This window comes from Anaerotaenia torta (assembly GCF_050433395.1).
Taxonomy (GTDB): Bacteria; Bacillota; Clostridia; order Lachnospirales; family Lachnospiraceae; genus Mobilitalea; species Mobilitalea torta.
The window spans coordinates 139,319-161,874 of sequence record NZ_JBNPXH010000001.1; the positions used below are offsets into that span (position 1 = coordinate 139,319).

Below are 22,556 nucleotides of genomic sequence, written 5' to 3' on the forward strand. Positions count from 1 at the left end.
AATCAATCCTCCTCTGCGTTCTTTGGAAGAACCATAGGGGGTAAATCCGTCAGATGGCTGGTCTGCGGCGGAACAGGGAAGACAACATTGGCGTTATGGCAAACCTTATCGGATTTTGTTGCGGCAATATATTTTTGAGGCGTAATGCCAAAGACCTTTTTAAAGGCTATGGTATAATTTTTGGGATTTTCCCAGCCCAGGGACATTGCAATATCAATGATCTTCTCTTTCCCCAGCAGATTGGCGGATAATATAATCTTGCTTTTATTGAGGCAGTCCAGCAGGGTCATGCCGTAAGTACTTTTGAATTTCTGGCATACATAGCTGTGGGAATAACCGGTTGTGGCGATGATTTCGTCAATACTGTGATTAACATAATGAAAACTGGATAAATGTAAAAAAAGAGAGCTTAACCACTCCGGTACATTATGATTGGCAGGCAATGTTCTGTTTATGATAACGCCCAGCAATTGTATGATAATCGAGGTATGCAATTGATCCAGTTTTTCACCGGCCTCCGAATCAGGAAGATAAGAGATATCGAAGACAGATGATTTCTGATCCAGCAGGGTGTATTCATTAATATCCAAAACATAGTGCAGCTTCAATTCCGGAGAAAACAGCTCCTGAAAGAATGTCTCTGAAAATATGCTGCAGATATGCTTCATCTTTTCAACGGTAACATAGAAATCACGGTGTCTGTAGTTTTTTGTAATAGGGTTCAGCATGTGGACGTCACCGGGACGAAGAAAGATCATATCTCCTTTATGAAGAATACTTTTCTTGCCGCTGTTGATAATACTGTTGCAGCTTCCGTCTAAAATGATAGTGAACTCAAAAAACGTGTGGCTGTGCATAATGGCGGAATAGGAGAATACAGATAATTTGGAAAACGGTGTGGATTTTATCTCATTGATATCATAAATCAGCATAGGAAGGTCCTTTCTGAATGACCTGGAAAAATATTGGTGGTTATATAGCTAACTTATCAAAATACATGGAAAATGTCAAGTTTGCAATAATAAAAAACGGTGTATTTTTATAAATTAATGATGTGATGCATATGGCAGAAAGGATTATACTCTACCTATGAAAGATGCAAAATTTGAAAGGGGATACCATGAAAAAAGTGGTAATAAGAGGTCTGATTTTTATTATGGTGAATTTGTTTGTTGTAGGCTGCAGCGGATGCCAAAGGACGGATACAAGGGGGAATTCCGCAGAAAATAATAGTTATGATGTATTACATATGGGGGAAATTCCAATTGGAATGTGGGTTACGCCGCCGGAGAAGTTTCGCACATCAGAATATTATGCGCTGATGAAGGAGTGCGGTATTAATTTTGTCAATGGCTTTGCATCCTATGAGGCAAATACGGATGCAATTAAACAGAGCCTGTCCCTTGCCGAGGAACAGGGATTAAAATTTTTGGTTGCAGATCAGAAGGTGACCGCCTGTATCAGAGAATATCAGAAGTCTTCCGATGCGGGAATACTGGAAAAGGCAATGAAGCAGATAGAGGAATATTATCAGTATCCGGCCTATGCCGGACAGCTCCTGATGGATGAACCGGGAAGGGCTATGTTTGACAGCCTATATCCCTTTGTGGAAGCCTACGGCCGGAACTATCCCGGCAAGCAATGGCATGTCAATATGTTTCCCCATTATGCGGAAGGGGGCATTGGCGCTCCTTATGAACAATATGTAGATGATTGGATCGAACTGGCGCGCCCGAATTACTATTCTTACGATTCCTATCCGCTGCTGACCTATGATGAAAATAACCCATTGGCACGTCAGGAGATCAGCGATTATTACTACAATCTGGATTTGCTCCGTTCGAAAACCCGCCGGGAAGAGATCCCGTTTTGGTCCTTTATTCAAACCGTGGGCATCTCAGGTACGGAGGGAGTGCCCGATAAACGGACACCCTCCCGGGAGGATATCCGATGGCAGGTGTTTACCAATCTGGCCTTCGGAGTAAAAGGACTTCAGTATTTCTGTTATTTTACACCCGATAAGGGAAGTGAGTCCTTCACTCCCGCACTTATCACAACGGACGGGCAGAAAACGGAACGTTTTGATTACGTGAAGGAATTGAACCGGGAGATTGGGGCTTATGGGGACAAGCTTTTAAATTGCCATGCAGAAGGGGTCATCTTAAACACCGAGTCCCAGAAGGAGCGCTATCAATTATATGAAGAAAGCCTGGCATCCTTTGGAACCTTACTTGGTGCGGAGGGCGATACGGTATTAATCGGATGCTTTACCGACCGCAATACTGAAAAAAAGAGTGTTCTTATCACAGCAACCACCCCAAGAGAGGATGTTAATATTACCTTGAGCTTTGCACGGAGCGTAAAATTCGTCAAGGCATATGTAAATGGCGAGGCTGTGGAAATGGCGGTGACGGACGGAACGTTGAAGCTGACCATATTAAAAGGAGATGCAATCTATTTATTTATCTAGGAGGAAGGTTATGAAAAAACAATTATGTATATTCCTGTCCGTTGTGATAGCGTTGGGCTGGCTTACCGGATGCGGAAGAAGAGAGGCGGAAGTAGCCAATAAGGAAAAAACCCAGCTGACCATAGGGGTATTCGACGGCGGTCTGGGGTCGGAATGGGTTTACACTCTGAAAAAGCGGTTTGAAAAGAAATATGAAGAGACTTCTTTTGAAGAGGGAAAAAAGGGCGTTGAGATTCGGGTAACGGAATCTGCGGCTTTTACACAGACCGGAATGGAAAATAATATAGACAGCTTCAATGAAAACATAATCTTTGCAGAAGGTGCAAGCGCAACTTATTTTGCGAAGAAAGGGAATTTCCTGGATGTCACGGATGTTGCCACAAAACCGCTGTCCTATGACTTTGTAACAGGGGAGACGGATTCCCAGGCGGCGGAGACCAGTACCGTTGAGTCTAAATTAAGCGAGGCGCAGAAGGAGTACTACTCTGCAATTGAAGGAAAATACTATGCCCTGCCCACCACGGAGAAGTTTTTTGGAATTGCATATGATATCGAGTTATTTGAAGAAAACAATCTGTTTTTTGCACCCGATGGAAGCTTTGTTAAGGACAAAGATGCGGCGCGCTCCGGGGGACCGGATGGAAGAGAGGAAACCGTCTATGACAACGGACTTCCGGCAACCTATGACCAGTTCTTCGAGCTTTGTGACAGAATCCTCTCCCTTGATCCCAATTTGATACCGGTGATGTGGGGAGGCAATGTACAAGAATATGTGAACAGCCTGTTAATCGCACTGGCTGCGGATTATGAGGGTGTGGAGCAAATGGAGCTTAATTATAATTATGATGGTGTAATGAGTCATCATGTAAGCTCCGTTGACGAAAGCGGTGCTCCGGTAATCAGCAGCGATCCCATTGCTATTACCGCAGAAAACGGATATGAACTGTATAAGCTGCCAGGCCGTTATTATGCTCTTAAATTCATAGAAAGACTGGTAAGCAATCCGGGATATTATAATAATAAGACGGCAACCAGCACCTCCTTCACCCATAAGGATGCCCAGGGACAGTTCGTCATGGGAAAGTATTCGGAAAAAATACAGCGTGCGGCTATGCTCATCGACGGAAACTGGTGGCAAAGTGAGGCAAAGGGGGTCTTTAATGATCTCGCGGCACAGCACGGGGAAGAGGCCTCCGTTAAAAACCGCAGATTTGGGCTTATGCCATTGCCAAAGGTAAAGGAAGCAGGGGAGTATACCATCCTGCAGCTTACAGGGGATATTGCATTCATTAATGCAAAGACACCGGCTGAGAAGGTTAATTTAGCAAAAGCATTTCTCCAGTTTTGTTATACGGAGGAATCTCTCGTTGAGTACACAACGGTTACCAATGTATGCCGTGCGGTTGACTACGAGATGGGAGACAAAAAGGAGGAGCTCAGCGCATGGGGAAAGACCATGGTAGACATGCATGAGAATGCCCGGAAAGCAATTCAGGATTCGGCAAGCCCGATGATGCAAAATTACAGTACGGATCTTTGGTATTCCCCAAGACTGTGGCTGTCGACGGTGAACGGAGAGACCTTTACCTACCCGGCAACCGCCATGATCAATGAGAACATTAAGGCGGAAGATTATTTTGAGGGATTGTCGGCATACTGGACGGAAAGTGTGTGGAAGAACCACTTTAAAAGTGTTCAAAAGGGGCGTTGATTGTGAGAGAAAAGCTTAAGAAGTACCTTGAAAAGCGCCGTACCAGAGATGGTATCTTTTATACGGTATTAGTCTTCTTCCCCCTGCTGCAGTTTGTTATCTTTTATCTCGGCGTCAATATCAATTCCATTCTTCTTGCCTTTAAAAGCTATGGAGAGGATGGCGGATATCACTGGAGCGGATTGGATAATTTTAAAACCCTGTTCACTAATTTCCGCGATCTGACGGTATTTGGCGTCGGGCTCAGGAATTCTCTCACGGTGTTTCTGGTGGGAACAGCAACCGGGATGATCTGCGGTATTTTATTTTCTTACTATATCTATAAAAAAGCACCGCTGAAAAATTTCTTTAAAATAATGCTCTTTTTACCGAGTATTATTCCCAGCATAGCCCTGGTGGTCATGTTCAAGCAGATTGCAGATGGTGCGTTTCCGGCATTTTTTGATGTTCTGGGGCAGACGGTAAACGGATTATTGTCCAATGCGGGAACGACCTTTGGGACCATCCTGTTTTATAATATATGGGCGGGCTTCGGTGTATCCATCCTGCTTTATGTAGGCGCTATGAGCAATATTTCCGAATCCGTGGTAGAAGCGGCCAAATTGGATGGCGCAGGATATTTTAAAGAATTGAGGTATATCACGCTTCCTTTAATATGGGAGACAATGTCCACCTTTCTCATTGTTGCGGTAGGAGGTATCTTCGTAAATCAGGCCAATATTTATGCATTTTACTCCGATGCGGCGGAGGAGCGGATTGTTACCATCGGTTATTGGCTGTACAAGGAAACGGTGAAACCAAACGGTTATGCGGACTATCCGATGCTTTCTGCTTTTGGACTCCTGCTGTCTTTCATAACGATTCCGCTGGTGTATTTTATAAAACACCTGTTAGCCAGGAATGGGCCCGGTTATGAAAAGAAAGGAAGAAGGCGATGAAGGAAAGAGTAAATATAAGAACGGAGAAAAAAATCAATGTTCTGGCCATTCTTACCCTGGCCGTACTAATTCTCTATGTGATTTCTCTGTGCATTCCGTTGGTCTGGGCATTTGTGACGGCGTTTAAAAGCAACCTGGATTATCTTGAGAATCCCCTTTGGATGCCTCAGAAATGGTTTTTCAAAAATATACTGACAGCTGTTAATAATTTTACCGTAACGGTTAATAAAAACGGTTCCATGGCTCCGGTTTATATTGAAGAAATGCTTCTTAATTCCTTGCTGTATGCATTAGGAGGAGCATTTATTTCAACCTTTACCTGTACCGTGACGGCATATGCCACGGCGAGATTTGACTTTAAGCTGAGCAAGGTTATCTATGCCATCGTTATTATAACAATGACGCTGCCCATAGTAGGAAATTTACCGTCAGAGCTTCAGCTGTTAAAGAGTCTTGGCTTCTATGATCATATATGGGGCTTGTGGATTTGCAAAGCCAACTTTTTAGGGCTCTATTATCTGGTCTTTCATGCGTTGTTTAAGACTATGCCGAAGGACTTTACGGAAGCCGCTTATATGGACGGCGCCTCCAATTTCCGGGTACTGTTTTCCATAGCAATGCCTTTGGTTCGGGGGACCTTTATGACCGTTATGCTGATAAAGTTCATTGAGCTATGGAATGATTATACCGTGACGCTGACTTATATGCCGACCCATCCGACACTGGCTTATGGGCTGTATGCTTACAGCTTTTCCGCATCCCAGGAAATCAGCAACACCCCCATGCGTCTGGCTGGATGCATTGTTTTGATCATCCCGATTTTGCTTGTTTTTGTTGCCTTTCATAAACGGCTGCTGGGCAATATCTCTATGGGCGGTATTAAAGAATAAATGGATATTTTCAGCCTTTATAAAGGCTAAAATATAAAAAACGAGGAGGAAGAATATGAAGAAATGGATTAGAAAGACAATAGCAACTGCAGCAGTGATATGCAGCAGTATGGTGCTGGCAGCATGCGCAGGTAAATTAAAGCTCAGCCATGAAACGCTGGAAATGGAACAGTATGAAACCATGCAGCTTAGCGTGGAGGGAGGCAGCGAGGTGCAATGGGAATCATCCGACCCCAGAACGGTGCAGGTAGAGAATGGGCTGATCACTTCCTTAAAGCTGGGAAGCGCCACAATTACCGCGGCCAGCGGGGAAAAGAAGGCTTCCTGTGAGGTGACGGTAATTCCTTCAGCCAAAGGGCGTACCTTAATGGTTGACAAGGAAGAGTTTGTACTTCTGCCTGGAGAGACAGACACAGTAGCTGCCGTTCTGAAGGAGGACGGAAAGGATATAGCAGCAGAGTTAGAATGGAAATCAGATAATACAGAAGTTGCTTCCGTCGATAATGGAACCGTTACCGGTGTATCCAATGGTACTGCTGTTATATCTGTTTCAGGTGTTTATAAAGGACAGACCTTTGATAAGTCCGTTGCTGTACAGGTAGGAGCTGAGGAAGAAGGCAGTCAGCAGGGAATGGATACAAAAGGCCTGTATATCATAAGAGGGGAACAGGTCGAAGCCGGTGAGCTGGGGGAGAAGGCAGAATCAGGGGATTATGCACAGTGGTATCAGGTAAATTATATGCTGGATGCCTGGGGAGAGAGGCTGATAATCGGCCGGAAGGAAATCGACAGCGTATTTGCGGTAGGTCCCGTATATAGGGAATATGAATATTATGGATTTGATGTTGTATTTAATCAGGATGTACCCGGCCTGATTATATGGACGGGCGGATATCCTGTCTTTGTCAATGGCCCGGAGGTATCCGCAGGTGATGGTCAGACCTTCCAGGAGGGTGATCTTGAGATCCTGACAAAGGATGGAGAAAGCGCACTGGGAACGCAGCTTGTGAAAGATACGGCATACACCTTTAAAATCCGGATTCAAAAGGATAATTTGGAAAATGGCGCATTTGGGCTTGCGGTTCCGGGAGAAGAGGGGACATTCTATATCGGAAACCCGTATTTTGCGAAATAAGGCCGCCACAATTGCTTCGGCCGGGTTCAATATCCCGGGGCAGCAGGGCCGATATAAGAATATAAAAAATGCGCTTTGAGATGGCTTGTCACAGCCAGCTCAAGGCGCATTTTCCATGTGGTTCATATTAGAATTATTTACCCTCTTCTGTAACAAAGCCATTATCGTCGATGTCCACATCAAAGGAGAGCTTTTCCATAAAATCAAAATAGGAGCGGCGGTCCGCCTCTTCTGTCAGGAGGTAGGTCTTCATGTTCTTGTTCATGACAGGAAGGATCTGAACACGCAGGGTATCATCCGGATCAATATAGATCTTCAGCATTCCGGATTCCTTGTTGGAGCGGTTAAACCAGTAATTGCCGAGACTGTAGGCAATGGGCTTGCCCTGGTAGAATTCCAAGCCCTGCATGACATGGGGATGACAGCCGATTACGGCATCCGCACCGGCCTCAATATATTGCCTGGCCATGGTCTTCTGGTACTTTTCAGGATAGTGTTTATATTCCACACCCCAATGAACGTAGGCTACAACAAAATCAGCGCTGGCATCCGCCTCACGGATGGCTTCCAGAAACAGAGCCGGATCATAGGTTCCGATCATACCGGGGGAGGTATCGGTGGCATACCAGTCCATGGCAAATATTACACGGGAGGCAGCGACGAAGGCAATGGTCTTGTCTCCAGCCTTGAGATAGACCGGAGCCTTTGCACGGGCCATGGTATCCCCTGCCCCTACATAGGGAATTTCGGCATTGTCAAGGGTCGTGAAGGTATCCAGCAAAGCCTCCATCCCAAAATCCAGCGTATGATTATTGGCCAGGGATACGATATCCACACCCATTTCCTTAAGAATGTCCACCCGCTTGGGATCAGCCCGGAAGGTGTAGGATTTGTTCTGTTCCTCCACTCCTCTGGTACTGTAGGCAAATTCATTATTCAGCATCATAAGATCCGCCTGGTTCATCTCCGCAATCAGATCCTCGGAGAGAACACCGGGGAGACCCTTACCCACCTTGTCATACTCCTTGACGGGATAGGAATCCTCGTCAAAATTAACATCTCCCGCAAATCCAAGTATAATGGGTTCCGGAGGCTCTGTCGGAGCGGGCGAGGGGGTGGGGATAGGCGTTGCGGTCGTCTGGGGCAGCGGGCTGGGAGCAGGAGTGAGTGCCTCCGTGGGTGCCGGCTCCGGTGATGGTGTAATGCTTGCTGTCGGAGCGCTCTCCTGGGTGCGCTGCTGATAATAGACGTAAGCCAGCACGCCGGTAAGTACAAGGACTGACATAATACAGATGATAACTAAAAGAATCAGATTTCTTTTTCTCATAGGCCCTCCTTTGAATAAATCCTCCTACCAGACAGCATTGATACCATCAGAGTAAGAGGATTCTACAGTTTACACAATATTGTCTCTTTATTTTGCTTCCTTTTTGAATACGCCGGTCACCCGCTTCAGAAGGGATTTCTTCTCCTTCTTCTGCTCCAGAGGGCCTCGCATTCCTTTGACATCCATGATATAGATACCGCTGAGTACAGCCTTTACTTCCTTCTTCACCGGAATAAGGTCATATATCTTGGCATCACATACCAGATTCATTACCTTGGGACCGATTTTTGCCTTTACAATGGGTACCTTGGAGCCGCGAAGATACTTTGGCGTTTGATCAAGAACAAGTTTGGGAAGGTTGGCATCCTTCATCTTCAGTTTCTTTTTATCAATAACGAGGATGGAGACCGTCTGTGCAGCTGCCTGCATCTGGGATTCTGAATCCTCCTGTCTCTTTTGCAGCTTCTTTCCTACAAAATATAAAGCAATTAACACACCGGTAACTACGACCGCTACCACTATCAATACAATAACCCATGGCTGCATGAGATATGTACCTCTCTTTCCTCTGCAAATTCTATTCTGTGCCGGAGTCATGTAAGCGGAATCGCTGACAGGCTGGGCACCGTTTATTGTATCATCTTTTCCCAAAAAAATAAATAGGGAAATTCACTTTTAAAAAAATATACTAACTAAGCCAATGCTGGCATGAAGTTACGCTGGTGTCACTCCACCAAGTTACTTTTGCTTGCCTTACCTTCGTGCGTTCAGAACGCTCCGCTTCACAAGATGCACTCAGCCGGTCAGCGCAAAAGTAACTTGGTGGAGTGACACCAGCGTAACTTCATGCCAGCACAGGCCGGTAATATTATATCAGAGCCTCATTTTTAGTTAACATTTCACGGATAATGCCCTGCACGTGGGAGCCCAGGAATTTCAGCTCCTCCTTGCTCAGATCTTTGGGATAGATGGGTTTGCCGTATTCGATTACCACATGCGCGCTGCGAATCCAGGGGATATGATTTTCAAATGCCGCCTCGGTGTTAAGGATGGCAACGGGAACAATGGCACAGCCGGTCTTCTCGGCTATCTTGAAGCTTCCTTCCTTAAAGGGCAGCATTTCCTTACCCTGGCTGCGGGTGCCCTCCGGGGAGATGAATACGCTGTAGCCGTCCTTTACCAGTTCAATGCCCTTGAGGACGGTTTTCAGCCCCTGCTTGATGTCGCTGCGGTCCAGAAAAAGACACTGCAGGAACCGCATCCAATAGCTCAGAAAAGGAATTTTAGCGATCTCCTTCTTCGCCATGAATCCGGTCAGGGTGGGGATGCTGGAATAAGCAACCGGAACATCAAAATAACTCCGGTGGTTGGAAATATAAAGAACCGCTTCTTCCTTGGGAATATTATCCCGGCCCAGAACCGTCCGCTTTATTCCGCAGAGGAATAAAATGATATGAAAAGCGCCCACGACAATGGCCTGAGAGCTTGCTACCATGGCCCTGCGGTTAAAACGGCCTATGATATACTCGATTAGATATAGGGGAATGCTTATAATAAAGAATATAAGCAAAAAAATCAGTGTTAATAATAATCGCAGCATGGATGACAGACCTCCTGTTTTTGATTGTTACAGACCATCCTGCTCCGGCAGCGGAGAGGGAGTAGCCGTAGGGCCGGGCGCAGCCGTGGAGAAAGGAATGACGGTAGGCGTGGGAGCTGCCGGTTCTGTCACTTCCGGAACATCGGTTATCCCATCATCGTCAGTCTCATAGCCGGTCTCTTCTTCAGAAGGCTGTTCCGGCACCTGAGTGGTCTCGTTCTCTTTCGGGATTTCCTCGGTATCCTCCTCTTCCTCCGGGACCTCTTCCTCGGGATCGGAGGGCTGTTCCGGCACATCGCCCGGTACATTGTCCTCTCCTTCCTCTTCCGGATTCTCCAGAGAATCATCGGGGGTGCCTTCAATGACATTGCCATTCTCATCTACGATAATCTCATCCTCTTCGAGGGGCACTTCGGTAACCTTGGGGGGCGTATAATTTATAAAGTCTGCATAAACCGCTTCAAAATCAAAGTCCGGGCTGGGAGTATAGTGGTAATATTCTTCCAGGGTCAGCTGATTTGTATACAGGTAATCGGCAAGTGCTGTTCCGACATAGCGGATATGCCAGGGCTCATAAGCATAGCCTGTAATTTCTTCATCACCCTTAGGATAGCGGATAATATATCCGTAATGATGGGCGTTATCTGCCAGCCAGATACCCTCCGGGGAGGAGGAAAAGCCGGTGGATAATTTGAAGCCAAGGGACTTGGCGGATACATCAATGGCAAGTCCGGTCTGATGTTCGCTGGTGCCGGGAACCGCACTGTAACGCAGAGTATATTTCTTGCCTCTCTTTACAATATTACTCGTGAAGATGCTGGCCTGGCGCTGGTAGGAGCGAAAGCCGGAGATGCCATAGAGGATAATGCCGTCCTGCTTTGCGGCATCAAATAATTTCTCCAGAGCCTCGGCAGCCTCGGGACGCATCAGGGTCCGCTCATCATAGGAAATCAGGTTGAAGGCCACATTGGGCGTTACCAGCTCGTCAGGCCTGTAATCCTTGGGAAGAGCATATTCTTTATTGACAAAAACGGTAAGGCTGGAGGGATCCAGATCCATCTCGGTGGCGGGAACAAAGGTCTCTTCCGCATTGGCAGACGGATCAACGGAAACCGAATCATCCGGGGAGGCTTCGGCGCCGGCCGGGATCGGGGTAGTGTATGTATCCTCCCCGGCCATCTTTGTCTCATGGACACCGGGAAAGGTTCCTCCGGTCGGAATGATGCCGGTATTACCTCGGGCCTGGGATATGTTAACAAATACGACTCCGCTGAGTAATGTAAGAGAAGCGGCGAAGCTTGCAATAAGAATATGTTTTCTTTGTCTTTTTTTCAAAACCTTGGCTCCTTTCGTGAATATAACGAGGAGAATTAATCTGCTGTTGGTGGATAGTAAACGTATCGCCCGCAGATCAGGAACTCTTGGACTAATCTGCTCATCGTGGATAGTATAACATATTTAGGCGATAAATGCAGTAAATAATCTCATAAAATCAATGTAATATATGGGAACATTGCAGCACTGCCACGGAGTGGACTGCAGCAGCGCGGCTGATTCATTTGCTGTGCCCGGTCAGGCTGTCAAGAAGCCCGGTCTTCATACGGTATAGCTTGAGGGAAAGATCCACATATACCTCATGAGGGTTGATCAGACGCCTGGCCTCATCCCAGAGGGAATCCTGCTCCTTTAAGCAGTAGTCGCGGATTTCCATAACGGAGGGAGAGGTATAGACGCATTCTCCCGATAAGAAGACAGGAACCAGGAGCTCTCTCAGAGTATAGGTATCCGGCTTCAAATAAGTCTTTTTCCAGGTGGCAATCGGGTCAAAGAGCAGCAATCCTTCACTGGGGTGGAAGGTTTCCTCATTAAGGGCGATGAGGTCTGCCATTACTTTTCCGCTTTCCTTTTCATAGATGCGCACGACCTTCTTGTTTCCGGGATTTGTGATCTTCCACTGGTTCTCGGACAGCTTTATCTTGGGCTGGAACTCTCCGTTCTTCTCTATGGCAGCCAGCTTATAGACACCGCCGAAAGCAGGGCAGTCCTTAGAGGTAATCAATCGGGTGCCGACACCCCAGGTATCGATTTTAGCGCCCTGGGTCTTTAAGGAGTCAATAAGATACTCGTCCAGGTCGCTGGACGCAGTAATCCCGGCCTCCGTAAAACCGGCGGCATCCAGGAGCTTTCTGGCCTTCTTGGAGAGATAAGCCAGGTCGCCGCTGTCAAGGCGGATTCCGTACCGCTTCGGCATCTTTCCCGCGGCCCGCAGCTCTTCAAAAAGCTTAATTGCGTTAGGAACACCGCTGCGAAGGGTGTCATAGGTATCCACCAGCAGCGTTGTATTCTGAGGATAGAGTTCCGCGTATTTACGGAAAGCGGTCAGCTCGTCGTCAAAGCTCATAATCCAGCTATGGGCATGGGTTCCCAGGGCGGGAACATCATAGAGCTTTGCCGCCAGCACATTGCTGGTTCCGATACAGCCGCCGATGACGGCGGCTCTTGCACCCAGAGTTCCGGCGTCGGGCCCCTGGGCCCTGCGGAGTCCGAATTCCATCACCGGCTCGCCCTTTGCCGCATAAACCACACGGGAGGCCTTGGTAGCAATTAAGCTCTGGTGATTCAGAATATTGAGAAGAGCGGTCTCGATCATCTGTGCTTCCATAATAGGAGCAATTACTTTCACCAGCGGTTCCATGGGGAATACGACGGTTCCCTCCGGAATGGCGTAGATATCCCCGGTAAAGCGGAAGTCCCTTAAGTAAGCCAGAAAATCTTCCTGGAAAATCTTTAAGGTACGTAAATACCCAATATCCTCCTCGCTAAAGTTCAGTTCCTTTATATAGTCAATCACCTGGTCCAGGCCGGCGCAGATGGCATACCCGCTTCCGCTGGGATTCTCACGGTAAAATACATCGAAGATTACCATTTCATTGCTCTTATTATTATAATAACCCTGCATCATTGTCAGCTCATAAAAATCCGTTAATAAGGTTAAGTTTTGTTTACCCATCATTTCCTCCGTATTGCTGCCAGGCAGCCGTGACATAAGCATTTTATCATAGAAAAACATATACCAGATTCGTAAATAAGTCAAGGGCATATCTTTTCTGACTCCTTTCTGCCCAGTAAAATTCTGAAAGAGGGGATATAACTGCAGATCATTATGATATAAGCGGCTAATAAAACAGGTGGCTGACACCGTTCCCCGCGGTATCAGCCACCTGTTTATTTTCATTTGGGTGTCAGGCACCCAATCTCAGGAAAGCAAGCAGGATCAGCAGGCCGCCGCTGAGCCAGGATAAGCGGAAGGAAAACTTGTCACTCAGCTTATTTCCCAAAAGCTCTCCCGATTTTACAGCCAGCATGCTGAGCAGGAGAGAGGCGGTCAGTACCGCGGGAATACTTATGCTCGAAAGAGCGGCCCCCATGCCTGCGGCCATATTATCTATGGATAGGGCGGCGGCAAGGGAGATGGCCTCCTTCGGCGAGAGTATTTTGGAGTCATCCACATCTGCTTCCTTCGGATTTGCATAAATGCTTAGAATAAAATTGAGATTTAAGAAATGGAACCGGATTTGTTTTTTAATAATGGTATGTTTATCAATCATTGACTTGATTGCATTATCCAGCAGTTTGATAATGCCTAAGACAAATAAAATACCGAAGGAAATAAAGTGCAGGAAGCCGCCGGGAATATATTGCCTGGTGAATGTCCCCAGCAGAAGAGAAATTCCGAGGATGATAGTACACAGAAAAGAGATTACCAGGAGAGAAATCAGGGGAATCCGGATTCGATTGCTTCCATAGGCTATGCTTGCGATCAAGGCATCCGTAGAAAGTGCAGCTACAAATATAATTGCTTCCAAGACTTTGAATAATAGATCACTCATTTTGTATGCCCTTTGCTGTATTGTCGAGATTATCTTATGTCTGATGCCTGTACGGGGTTACCGCCTTGCCGGTGCCTGACACCGTTATTGCGGTGTCAGGCACCTACCTATTGACAATAAAAATAATTTATACTATGATAGACGATAGATTAAATTGAAACTGATAAATGCATTGACGGAGACAGTAAGCGCAGAGGAACATCCCAGCGAGCCGGGGACAGTGTAAGCCCGGTATCAGTAGCCTGCGGCTGAACATCACTCCCTAGCAGCAAGCTCCAAAGGCCGTGCGGGCCCAGTAGGCTGTGCCGGTATCCACCGTTATATGGATAATGTATGGAAGCCTTGACGGCGGAGTACGTGAAACAGGTGGTATAATGATAGTGAACAGCTCTCATCCTATTTCGGATGGGAGCTGTTTTAATTGTTAAGCAATTTTGTAATCATTAATCTAAGATAAGGAGGAAGCATTACTATGTACGATAAAGTGTCTACGGACCTGAATTTTGTCGGCCGGGAGAAAAAGGTTTTAAAGTTCTGGCAGGATAACAAGACTTTTGAGGCTACCATTGAAAAGGGGAAGGGAGGAATGCCCTATACCTTCTACGACGGCCCTCCGACAGCCAATGGCAAACCACACATCGGCCATGTGCTGACCAGGGTAATTAAGGATATGATTCCGAGATACCGGACCATGAAGGGGTATGATGTGCTCCGTAAGGCGGGCTGGGACACCCACGGGCTTCCGGTGGAGCTGGAGGTTGAGAAGAAGCTGGGAATTGACGGAAAGGAGCAGATCGAGGAGTATGGTCTGGGACCGTTCATCCAGGAATGTAAGGAAAGCGTGTGGAAGTATAAGGGCATGTGGGAGGATTTCTCCGGAACCGTAGGCTTCTGGGCGGATATGAAGGACCCTTATGTAACCTACCATAATGATTATATCGAATCGGAGTGGTGGTCCTTAAAGCAAATCTGGGATAAGGGGCTGCTATACAAAGGCTTTAAGATCGTTCCCTACTGTCCCCGTTGCGGAACTCCTCTTTCCAGTCACGAGGTCGCCCAAGGGTATAAGGATGTGAAGGAAAAGTCCGTGATTGCCAAGTTCCGTGTGAAGGGAGCTGCGGATGAATATATTCTGGCATGGACAACTACCCCTTGGACTCTGCCCTCCAATGTGGCTTTGTGTGTAAACCCGGAGGAAACCTATGTTAAGGTCAAGGTGAGTGTGGATGCCAGGGGCAATGTGCTGAAGAAGGAGGGCGGCTGCTCCTGCGGGCATGACCACGGACAGGATGGCGTCCAGAAGCAGAAGCATGGACAGGATGGCGCTCAGGATCACAAGCATGGGCAGGAACATGACCATGGAAATGAAGCCGCTGTCTCCACAGAACATTATATCCTTGCGGAGGCATTGCTTTCTGTGCTGGAAGGTGACTACGAGATAGAAGAGACTTATGTGGGCAAGGATCTGGAATATAAGGAGTATGAGCCCCTGTTTGATTATGCGCAGCTGGATAAGAAGGGGCATTATGTTACCTGTGACAATTATGTAACTTTGTCCGACGGTACCGGGGTAGTTCATATTGCTCCGGCCTTCGGTGAGGATGACTCCCGTGTAGGAAGAAGCTATGACCTTCCTTTTGTTCAGCTAATTGACGGCAAGGGTGAATTCAAGCCGGAAGCAGGAGAACTGGCAGGCCTGTTCTGCAAGAAAGCAGATGAGCCGATTATGAAGCTTTTGGCGGAGAAGGGCTTGCTCTTCCGGATACTGAAATTCGAGCACAGCTATCCCTTCTGCTGGCGTTGTGATACGCCTTTGATTTACTATGCAAGGGAATCCTGGTTTATTAAGATGACGGCAGTAAGAGAAGAACTGATTGCCAATAATAACAAGATCAACTGGATGCCGGAAAGCATCGGGCAGGGACGCTTCGGTGACTGGCTGAAGAATGTACAGGATTGGGGGCTGTCCCGTGACCGTTACTGGGGAACACCGCTTCCCATCTGGGAATGTGAGGACGGACACCGCCACTGCATTGGAAGCATTGAAGAATTAAGGTCCATGTCGGATAACTGTCCGGATGAAATCGAGCTTCATCGTCCATTTATTGATGAGGTCACCATCCGCTGCCCGGAATGCGGCAAGCAGATGACCCGTGTGAAGCCGGTGATTGACTGCTGGTATGACTCCGGCTCCATGCCCTTTGCCCAGTGGCATTATCCCTTTGAGAATCAAGAGATCTTTGAGAAGAATTTCCCAGCGGACTTCATCAGTGAAGCGGTGGATCAGACCAGGGGCTGGTTCTATTCCCTCCTGGCGATCTCCACTCTCATTTTCAATAAGCCCTCCTTTAAAAATGTCATCGTAATGGGACATGTGCAGGATGAGAATGGACAGAAGATGTCCAAATCCAAGGGCAACGCGGTAGACCCCTTTGAGGCTCTGGAGCAGCACGGTGCCGATGCCATCCGCTGGTATTTCTATACCAATTCCGCATTATGGCTGCCAAACCGTTTTCATCATGCCGCGGTTACAGAGGGACAGAGAAAGTTCATGGGTACTCTGTGGAATACCTATGCATTCTTTGTGCTCTATGCGAATATTGACGGGTTTGACGCCTCCCAATATGAGCTGGATTATGACGGGCTGACGGTAATGGACAAATGGCTGCTGTCCAGGCTGAATACCCTGGTAAAATCCGTGGATGAGCATCTGGAGAACTATCGGATCACGGAAGGGGCAAGGCTTCTGGCGGAATTTGTAGATGAGCTGTCCAACTGGTATGTGAGAAGAAGCAGGGAACGTTTCTGGGCCAAGGGAATGCCCCAGGATAAGATCAATGCATACATGACCTTATATACAGCATTGGTAACGGTATCGAAGCTGGCAGCACCCTTCATTCCCTTCATGACGGAGGATATCTATCAGAATCTGGTGGTCAATATCGATAAAATGGCACCGAAGAGTATCCATCTGTGTGATTATCCCGTATGTCAGGAAAGCTGGATTGATGCAGAGCTGGAAGCGAATATGGAAGAGGTACTGGAGGTTGTGGTTCTTGGCCGTGCCTGCCGTAACGCGGCAAATATAAAGAACCGCCAGCCTATCGGCAGGATGTATGTAAAGGCGGAGGCAAAGGCGAAGCTGTCCGATTTCTATACCGCGATTATTGCGGAGGAGCTGAATGTCAAGGAAGTGGTTTTCACCGGGGATGTCCGCAGCTTTACCTCCTATAGCTTTAAGCCCCAGCTTAAGACCCTGGGTCCCAAATTCGGCAAGCAGATCGGCGCCATCCGCACGCTGCTGTCGGAGCTGGATGGGAATCAGTCCATGGATGAAATCAATGCCACCGGACAGCTTAAGATCATGCTGGAAGGAACAGAGGCGGTGCTGGATAAGGAGGATCTGTTGATTGAGGCCGCCCAGACCGAGGGCTTTGTCTCCGATTCCGACCATGGAATTACAGTTGTTCTGGATACGAACTTGACGGATGCTTTGGTTGAAGAAGGCTTTGTCAATGAGATTATCAGCAAGATACAGACAATGCGTAAGGAGGCGGGATTCGAGGTAATGGATCATATCCGGGTATTCCAAAGCGGTAATGACAGGATTAAAGAAATCCTTTTGCGGAATGCGGAGGAGATTAAGATCCAGGTGCTTGCAGAAGAAATAGTTTTTGGCCAGAATCAGGGGTACCACCGGAATTGGAATTTGAATAGCGAGGATGTTGTGCTTGGTGTGGAGAAGCTGTAGGCACCCATACCGCAGGCATATATGAAACTTAAGAAGGCCGGGATTATAGGAATTGCAGGAGATTCTTATAATTGCAGGCCTTCTTTTGATCCGGTGTCAGGCACCGAGAAAGAATCTAAATTGTGAACAGAAGCTCAGAATCTTCATAAATAATTCACTATTCGGTAATAGAATGAACACATTTCTATTTTATAATATGGTTATAGCATCAATAAAAGAAGTCACGACTGCAGAGCGGTTACTGGCTTCGACTAACAATTAGCCTATTTACATAGATTGAGTTTTTTTCATAAATTTCCCTCCCTTTTTAAGAGCCAGCCTAATCCGCTGGCTTCTCCTCTTTTTAAAAGCGGTAAGCGAAGAGAGGGAAGGCAGAGGAAAATGGAGCCGCAAGGCGGAATTGCAAGACGGTATTGTCACTTTACTTTCCAAAGCGGGTATATTATAATAAAGGTATAAAAAGGTATAAGGAAGAACGGTAAGCTTGTCTGCAGATAACAGAATTTTTATACATTAAGACATTTGTTAAGACAGAAGTATAGAAAGGAAGGGAGTCTTATGAAATTAATTTATGTAATTGTTCGTAATGTTGATAGCAGCTATGTAACGGAGGCATTGAACAAAGCCGGATATTATGTGACCAAGCTGGCGTCGACGGGAGGATTCCTTCGGGAAGGCAATACCACTCTGATGATCGGAACGGAAGAAGAGAAGGTGGAGAAGGTGATCGAAATTGTGAGGAAGGAATGCGGTCCGAGACAGCAGATCATCTCCAATCCGGTAGGCACAGTAGAATATGCATCAATGAATGTTGTCGTCAATGTAGGGGGAGCCACCATATTCGTAATGGATGTAGACCGATATGAAAAAATATAGTTAAGAAAAGATATCCTTCATAATGTAAGATGAAGGATATCTTTTTTTGGTTTGACCTATTCAATATACCACTGCTCCTGTGACCGGTATAGGCGGGTATATTCCCCCTCCAATGCCATCAATTCCGCATGTGTGCCTTGCTCAACCAGATTGCCGCCCTTCATTACTAAAATCCGGTCCGCCAATTTAACCGAGCCTAACCGATGGGTGATAATAAGGGCAGTTTTATCCCGGGAAATTTCGGCGAAGCGGTTATATATTTTTGTTTCCTCAATGGGGTCAATGGCCGCCGTAGGTTCGTCGAGGACAATAAAGCGGTGGGGCCGGAAAAAACTTCGGGCAATCGCCACGCGCTGCCACTGGCCTCCGGACAGATCAACACCGTCAAATTCCCGTGACAGCATGGTATCGCAGCCATTGGATAAGGAACGGTCACTCTGATCAATGCCGGCCTGGATGCAGACCTTACCCAGTTCGGTTTCACTGACGGGCTTATTTACAGAACTGATACCGATGTTTTCACCCAGGGTCATCTGATACCGCTGGTATTTCTGAAACACGGCTGAAGTCTGTCTGAATAAGGAAGCTGCCGACATATTCCTTGTATTAAAGATACGAGGGGAGTCCGGCCTTCCGCCGTTGAACACCGGGGCGGTCTGCAAAGCAGGAACCGTTACCGGCTCATACAGCACATCTCCGGCATCGGGCAGATACAGCCCGGTAATCAGGCGGACCAGGGTGGATTTGCCGGAACCATTTTCACCCACCAAAGCGACGGTTTCCCCGGAGCGGATGGTCAGGGTGACATTGTCCACCGCCTTTTTCTCTGCCCCCGGATAGGAAAAGGATACTCCCTGCAATGAGATGTCCGCATGTTCCGGCATCTCAGCGTCTGCACCTTCCCTCTCCGGCATCTGCAGGAAGCGGAGATAATTCTGGACTCTGCCGAAATCACGGGCAACGGCCCCGAGATTGGAACAAATCAACTCCTTCATCAAGGAAAACATCTGATCAACCGAACCGAATATGGCGGCAAAAGCGCCGGCGCTGATCTCTCCCTTCAAGAGGGAATCAAGCAGCAGAAGCAAAATACCCGCGTATCCGCTAAGTGACAGCAATTGCATTCCCAATTCAGCCAGATCGGATTTTACAGAAGCCCGAAACCTTAACCGGTTCAAAAGGGACAAGGAATCCGCATACAACGTTCTAAAGAAGGAGAAGGCGCCCAGAATCCGGGTTTCCTTGAAATATTCCCGCCCGGTTAAACAGCTTTCATAATAATCGAATTCCCGGCGGACCGGAGCCGCCCGATCCTCCGCCCTTGTGAAAACCTTTGTCCGGAAAATCTGGGTCAGTAAAGTCGGCGTGAAGATGAGTGCCAGTGAAACTGCTAAAAGCGGTTTGATGGCAAAAAGATAAAAAGCCATGACCGCAAAATAAGGAATATAAAAATTGCACATTAATAAAATGGTTCCTGTAAACCAGACAGCTTCGTTCTTTCCTTGAAGGGCCTTATTCATATCGTCCAGTATCCCGGTGTCCTCAAAGCATACGGGCGCAATCCGGCTCATCTTCTCGTGAACCCCGAGGGAGAGGGCCCCTTCGGCCTTACGATAATACATCATCAGCATAAAGTTGGAGACACCGTTAAGCACCTGCTTTATAGCATGCGCAAGCCCCAGAAAAATCAATCCCAGGATCACGGTTAATAATTCGGTCTTATGGGCCGCGTAGCCGGCGGCCTGGTCAAAAAATATCTGGGTAACAGGAGCCATCATGCCATAGGCAAGTCCGTGGGCTATGGATATTACCTGCCACAGAACAAAAACCCAGGGGGAAACCCGGATGATTTTAGGAAGCAGGGTACAAAATGCCTCAAAAACATTGATACGGGAATGATCCTTCGTCTTTTTGCGTGTTTCTGTCTTCATGCGTACCACCCCCTCTGGGCCTCATACATTTCTGCATAGACGCCGCCCTTCTCCATCAGCTCTCCATGGGTGCCCTGCTCGGCTGCGCATCCGTCTGCAATTACGAAAATTTCGTCGGCAAGCCGCGCCGCACCAAGCCGGTGCGTGATGAATATGGTGGATTTACCCTCCGTGACTTTGCCAAACAGCCGGTACACCTCGCTTTCGGCCACAGGATCAAGAGCGGCGGTGGGTTCGTCCAGAATATGTACCGGAGCGCGGCTGATAAGGGAGCGGGCAATGGCTATTTTCTGCCACTCGCCGCCGGACAGGTCGACTCCGTTGCTTTTTATCCTGCCCAGGGGTGTATGCAGGCCTTCCGGCAGTTTTGAAACCATTTCATCCAGTCCCAGGGTCTGAAGTGCTTCTTTGATCTCCGGCTCCGCCGCTCCATGGATATTCCCAAGCCCAATACTGGAAGCCATGGGAAGCTGGTATTTGGCGAAGTCTTGATATACCACGGAAAACAGGGCTTTCCGTTCTGACTGGGTGAAATCGCGAAGGTTTCTTCCGTCAATCAAAATATCTCCTGTGTAATTATCATACAGGCCGGTCAGTAATTTGGTAATGGTGGTCTTCCCCGCACCGTTGACACCAACAAAGGCATAATGCTTTTTGGCCAGCAATTTCAGGTTTAAATTCTGGAGAATCACCCTTCCGGTATCGGGGTAGGCGAAGGATACCCCGCAAAACTCCATGCATTGCGGTTCGATCACATGAGGAGAGGGCAGATCCGCGGCGCCCGTTGTTTCAGAGAGTCTGCCAAAGGCGGTCAGATCCCGCAGATATTCCCGGCTGCCCGCGAGTTCGCTCGTGATGTGGGTGAGCTCCCAGGACATCATTTGAGCCAGACCAAAGGCGGATGTGACAAAACCCATGAACATTCCCAGGGTAATCGCGCCGGTACCCAGCGGGGGAATCAGCACTCCTGCAATTAAAACAGAAATCAGCACGGTGATCAGACTGGCGCTCTTCATCTTCACGAAGCGGCGGCGTTGTGCCCGCATGGTAATCTGATAGGCTGCCGTATATTTTTCATAATACCGTCTATTCAGCTCCCCGGAATATTCAAACAGCGCCCGTTCTTCCACATTGTCCCGCTGAGTCAGCACACCCTGCAGATAGCCGGCCCGGCGCGTATGCTTTGCGGCCTCCTTAGAGGCTTCATAATTGTCCCTGCCGCTTTTGACAGCCAGCCGGAACAGCGGAATGGAGAAGGCTAGAATAACAAGCGCCGCCCACCATACCTGGGCTGCCAGCACAAGCAATATGGAACCGACGCGGAGGACCATGTCGGCCATCCGCAGCATAATGTCGAATCCGTTTCCAAACCGCCCGGCAGGATCTTTCCCCACACGTTCAATCAAATCCCAGGTTTCATTATTCTCTATATGACGGTATTCCAACATGGCACATTTGTCCGTAACAGCAGTGCGGAAGGCCTCCGTCAGATTTAAATCCAGCTTTGTCTTAACAAGGCCCATAAGGGCATAGGTAATATATTGATGGGAGATTAGCAGCAGGATTCCCGTCAGGGGCATAATAATCCGGCTTTTCTCCCCCTGCCCGTTGAAAATATCAATGGCAGTATCAATAAAATCTGCCGTTACCAATACCTGTAAGGAAGGAATCAGAGCGTAGATAATTTTATCAACTACCCGCAAGAGCGCCATTCCCGGCGAGACGGCCCAGGGAAGTCTGAAAAAATCCCCCAGCGTATATTCCCGGCTTTCTATTTTTATCATGTCCCCGTCCTCCCCCGATAGAAACCTTTGGCATCATAGCTGTTATGGACTAATCTGCTCATCGTGGACATTATAACAGATTACGGCAATCGCAACAATTAAAAAAATAACTGCTTCAGAATAGATGAAATATTTGTGAAATCTTGTTTTTGACTTTCTTTTTTATGAAAAATATGATATAACGTAGTATAGCACTGCAAAAATATGTTTCGGATGAGGAGAGCAGCCTGCCGATGTGCAAAGAGGAAAGGAT

At 47.5% G+C, this 22,556-nt stretch carries 16 protein-coding genes; 7 read left to right on the forward strand and 9 right to left on the reverse strand.

The features are described from left to right. Positions 1 to 2 precede the first annotated feature (2 nt). The gene (locus HNQ56_RS00655; protein ID WP_429141754.1) at positions 3 to 932 is read right to left on the reverse strand and encodes a helix-turn-helix domain-containing protein; all 930 of its coding nucleotides are present in this window, start codon (positions 930 to 932) and stop codon (positions 3 to 5) included. A 164-nt stretch (positions 933 to 1,096) separates the two neighbouring features. Here HNQ56_RS00655 and HNQ56_RS00660 point away from each other — a divergent pair, with 164 nt between their 5' ends. From HNQ56_RS00660 to HNQ56_RS00680, 5 genes are read left to right on the forward strand one after another with little or no spacing between them, the layout of a single operon-like run. Further along, a complete protein-coding gene (locus HNQ56_RS00660) occupies positions 1,097 to 2,470 on the forward strand; it encodes a beta-galactosidase (RefSeq protein ID WP_429141756.1) in 1,374 nt (457 codons plus the stop codon). Between the two features lie 10 nt (positions 2,471 to 2,480). Continuing rightward, positions 2,481 to 4,181, forward strand: coding sequence for an ABC transporter substrate-binding protein (locus HNQ56_RS00665; RefSeq protein ID WP_429141757.1), 1,701 nt, complete (start codon positions 2,481 to 2,483; stop codon positions 4,179 to 4,181). Positions 4,182 to 4,183: 2 nt separating this feature from the next. Beyond that, positions 4,184 to 5,119 (forward strand): carbohydrate ABC transporter permease, encoded by a 936-nt coding sequence (locus HNQ56_RS00670; protein WP_429141759.1) that lies wholly within the window; start codon positions 4,184 to 4,186, stop codon positions 5,117 to 5,119. Beyond that, complete coding sequence (locus HNQ56_RS00675; protein ID WP_429141761.1) at positions 5,116 to 6,009, forward strand: carbohydrate ABC transporter permease; 894 nt, start codon at positions 5,116 to 5,118, stop codon at positions 6,007 to 6,009. Before HNQ56_RS00670 ends, HNQ56_RS00675 begins: the two co-directional genes overlap by 4 nt. 55 nt (positions 6,010 to 6,064) lie before the next feature. Continuing rightward, positions 6,065 to 7,144 (forward strand): Ig-like domain-containing protein, encoded by a 1,080-nt coding sequence (locus HNQ56_RS00680; RefSeq protein WP_429141762.1) that lies wholly within the window; start codon positions 6,065 to 6,067, stop codon positions 7,142 to 7,144. A 133-nt stretch (positions 7,145 to 7,277) separates the two neighbouring features. On the opposite strand, the gene HNQ56_RS00685 is transcribed toward HNQ56_RS00680, so the two are convergent. From HNQ56_RS00685 to HNQ56_RS00710, 6 genes are all read right to left on the reverse strand, one after another. After that, positions 7,278 to 8,471 (reverse strand): CapA family protein, encoded by a 1,194-nt coding sequence (locus HNQ56_RS00685; RefSeq protein ID WP_429141764.1) that lies wholly within the window; start codon positions 8,469 to 8,471, stop codon positions 7,278 to 7,280. A gap of 87 nt (positions 8,472 to 8,558) precedes the next feature. After that, complete coding sequence (locus HNQ56_RS00690; protein ID WP_429142981.1) at positions 8,559 to 9,017, reverse strand: hypothetical protein; 459 nt, start codon at positions 9,015 to 9,017, stop codon at positions 8,559 to 8,561. 322 nt (positions 9,018 to 9,339) lie between these two features. Further along, positions 9,340 to 10,071: a lysophospholipid acyltransferase family protein gene (locus tag HNQ56_RS00695; protein WP_429141765.1), complete on the reverse strand. Its 732-nt coding sequence runs from the start codon at positions 10,069 to 10,071 to the stop codon at positions 9,340 to 9,342. Positions 10,072 to 10,098: 27 nt separating this feature from the next. Then, complete coding sequence (locus HNQ56_RS00700; protein WP_429141767.1) at positions 10,099 to 11,406, reverse strand: M15 family metallopeptidase; 1,308 nt, start codon at positions 11,404 to 11,406, stop codon at positions 10,099 to 10,101. A gap of 220 nt (positions 11,407 to 11,626) precedes the next feature. Then, positions 11,627 to 13,081 carry a nicotinate phosphoribosyltransferase gene (locus HNQ56_RS00705; protein ID WP_429142983.1) on the reverse strand — a complete coding sequence of 485 codons (1,455 nt, stop codon included), beginning with the start codon at positions 13,079 to 13,081 and terminating at the stop codon, positions 11,627 to 11,629. Positions 13,082 to 13,313: 232 nt separating this feature from the next. Beyond that, on the reverse strand, positions 13,314 to 13,961 hold the full coding sequence (locus HNQ56_RS00710; RefSeq protein ID WP_429141769.1) for a manganese efflux pump: 648 nt from the start codon (positions 13,959 to 13,961) through the stop codon (positions 13,314 to 13,316). A 472-nt stretch (positions 13,962 to 14,433) separates the two neighbouring features. Between HNQ56_RS00710 and ileS the strand changes: the two genes are divergently transcribed. Then, positions 14,434 to 17,712: an isoleucine--tRNA ligase gene (ileS, locus tag HNQ56_RS00715; RefSeq protein ID WP_429141771.1), complete on the forward strand. Its 3,279-nt coding sequence runs from the start codon at positions 14,434 to 14,436 to the stop codon at positions 17,710 to 17,712. Between the two features lie 558 nt (positions 17,713 to 18,270). Next, complete coding sequence (locus HNQ56_RS00720; protein ID WP_429141773.1) at positions 18,271 to 18,588, forward strand: cyclic-di-AMP receptor; 318 nt, start codon at positions 18,271 to 18,273, stop codon at positions 18,586 to 18,588. Positions 18,589 to 18,644: 56 nt separating this feature from the next. Here HNQ56_RS00720 and HNQ56_RS00725 read toward each other — a convergent pair whose 3' ends face one another. Together HNQ56_RS00725 and HNQ56_RS00730 are read right to left on the reverse strand one after the other, a co-directional pair. After that, complete coding sequence (locus HNQ56_RS00725; protein WP_429141775.1) at positions 18,645 to 20,519, reverse strand: ABC transporter ATP-binding protein; 1,875 nt, start codon at positions 20,517 to 20,519, stop codon at positions 18,645 to 18,647. After that, on the reverse strand, positions 20,516 to 22,303 hold the full coding sequence (locus tag HNQ56_RS00730) for an ABC transporter ATP-binding protein (protein WP_429141777.1): 1,788 nt from the start codon (positions 22,301 to 22,303) through the stop codon (positions 20,516 to 20,518). The genes HNQ56_RS00725 and HNQ56_RS00730 overlap by 4 nt, the downstream gene beginning before the upstream one ends. Between the last annotated feature and the right edge of the window lie 253 nt (positions 22,304 to 22,556).

Bases quoted from the DNA above. Each gene is read 5' to 3' on its own strand.
- HNQ56_RS00655 (WP_429141754.1), bottom strand. From the start codon at position 932: ATGCTGATTTATGATATCAATGAGATAAAATCCACACCGTTTTCCAAA.
- HNQ56_RS00660 (WP_429141756.1), top strand. From the start codon at position 1,097: ATGCAAAATTTGAAAGGGGATACCATGAAAAAAGTGGTAATAAGAGGT.
- HNQ56_RS00665 (WP_429141757.1), top strand. From the start codon at position 2,481: ATGAAAAAACAATTATGTATATTCCTGTCCGTTGTGATAGCGTTGGGC.
- HNQ56_RS00675 (WP_429141761.1), top strand. From the start codon at position 5,116: ATGAAGGAAAGAGTAAATATAAGAACGGAGAAAAAAATCAATGTTCTG.
- HNQ56_RS00680 (WP_429141762.1), top strand. From the start codon at position 6,065: ATGAAGAAATGGATTAGAAAGACAATAGCAACTGCAGCAGTGATATGC.
- HNQ56_RS00685 (WP_429141764.1), bottom strand. From the start codon at position 8,471: ATGAGAAAAAGAAATCTGATTCTTTTAGTTATCATCTGTATTATGTCA.
- HNQ56_RS00690 (WP_429142981.1), bottom strand. From the start codon at position 9,017: ATGCAGCCATGGGTTATTGTATTGATAGTGGTAGCGGTCGTAGTTACC.
- HNQ56_RS00695 (WP_429141765.1), bottom strand. From the start codon at position 10,071: ATGCTGCGATTATTATTAACACTGATTTTTTTGCTTATATTCTTTATT.
- HNQ56_RS00705 (WP_429142983.1), bottom strand. From the start codon at position 13,081: ATGGGTAAACAAAACTTAACCTTATTAACGGATTTTTATGAGCTGACA.
- HNQ56_RS00710 (WP_429141769.1), bottom strand. From the start codon at position 13,961: ATGAGTGATCTATTATTCAAAGTCTTGGAAGCAATTATATTTGTAGCT.
- ileS (WP_429141771.1), top strand. From the start codon at position 14,434: ATGTACGATAAAGTGTCTACGGACCTGAATTTTGTCGGCCGGGAGAAA.
- HNQ56_RS00720 (WP_429141773.1), top strand. From the start codon at position 18,271: ATGAAATTAATTTATGTAATTGTTCGTAATGTTGATAGCAGCTATGTA.
- HNQ56_RS00725 (WP_429141775.1), bottom strand. From the start codon at position 20,519: ATGAAGACAGAAACACGCAAAAAGACGAAGGATCATTCCCGTATCAAT.
- HNQ56_RS00730 (WP_429141777.1), bottom strand. From the start codon at position 22,303: ATGATAAAAATAGAAAGCCGGGAATATACGCTGGGGGATTTTTTCAGA.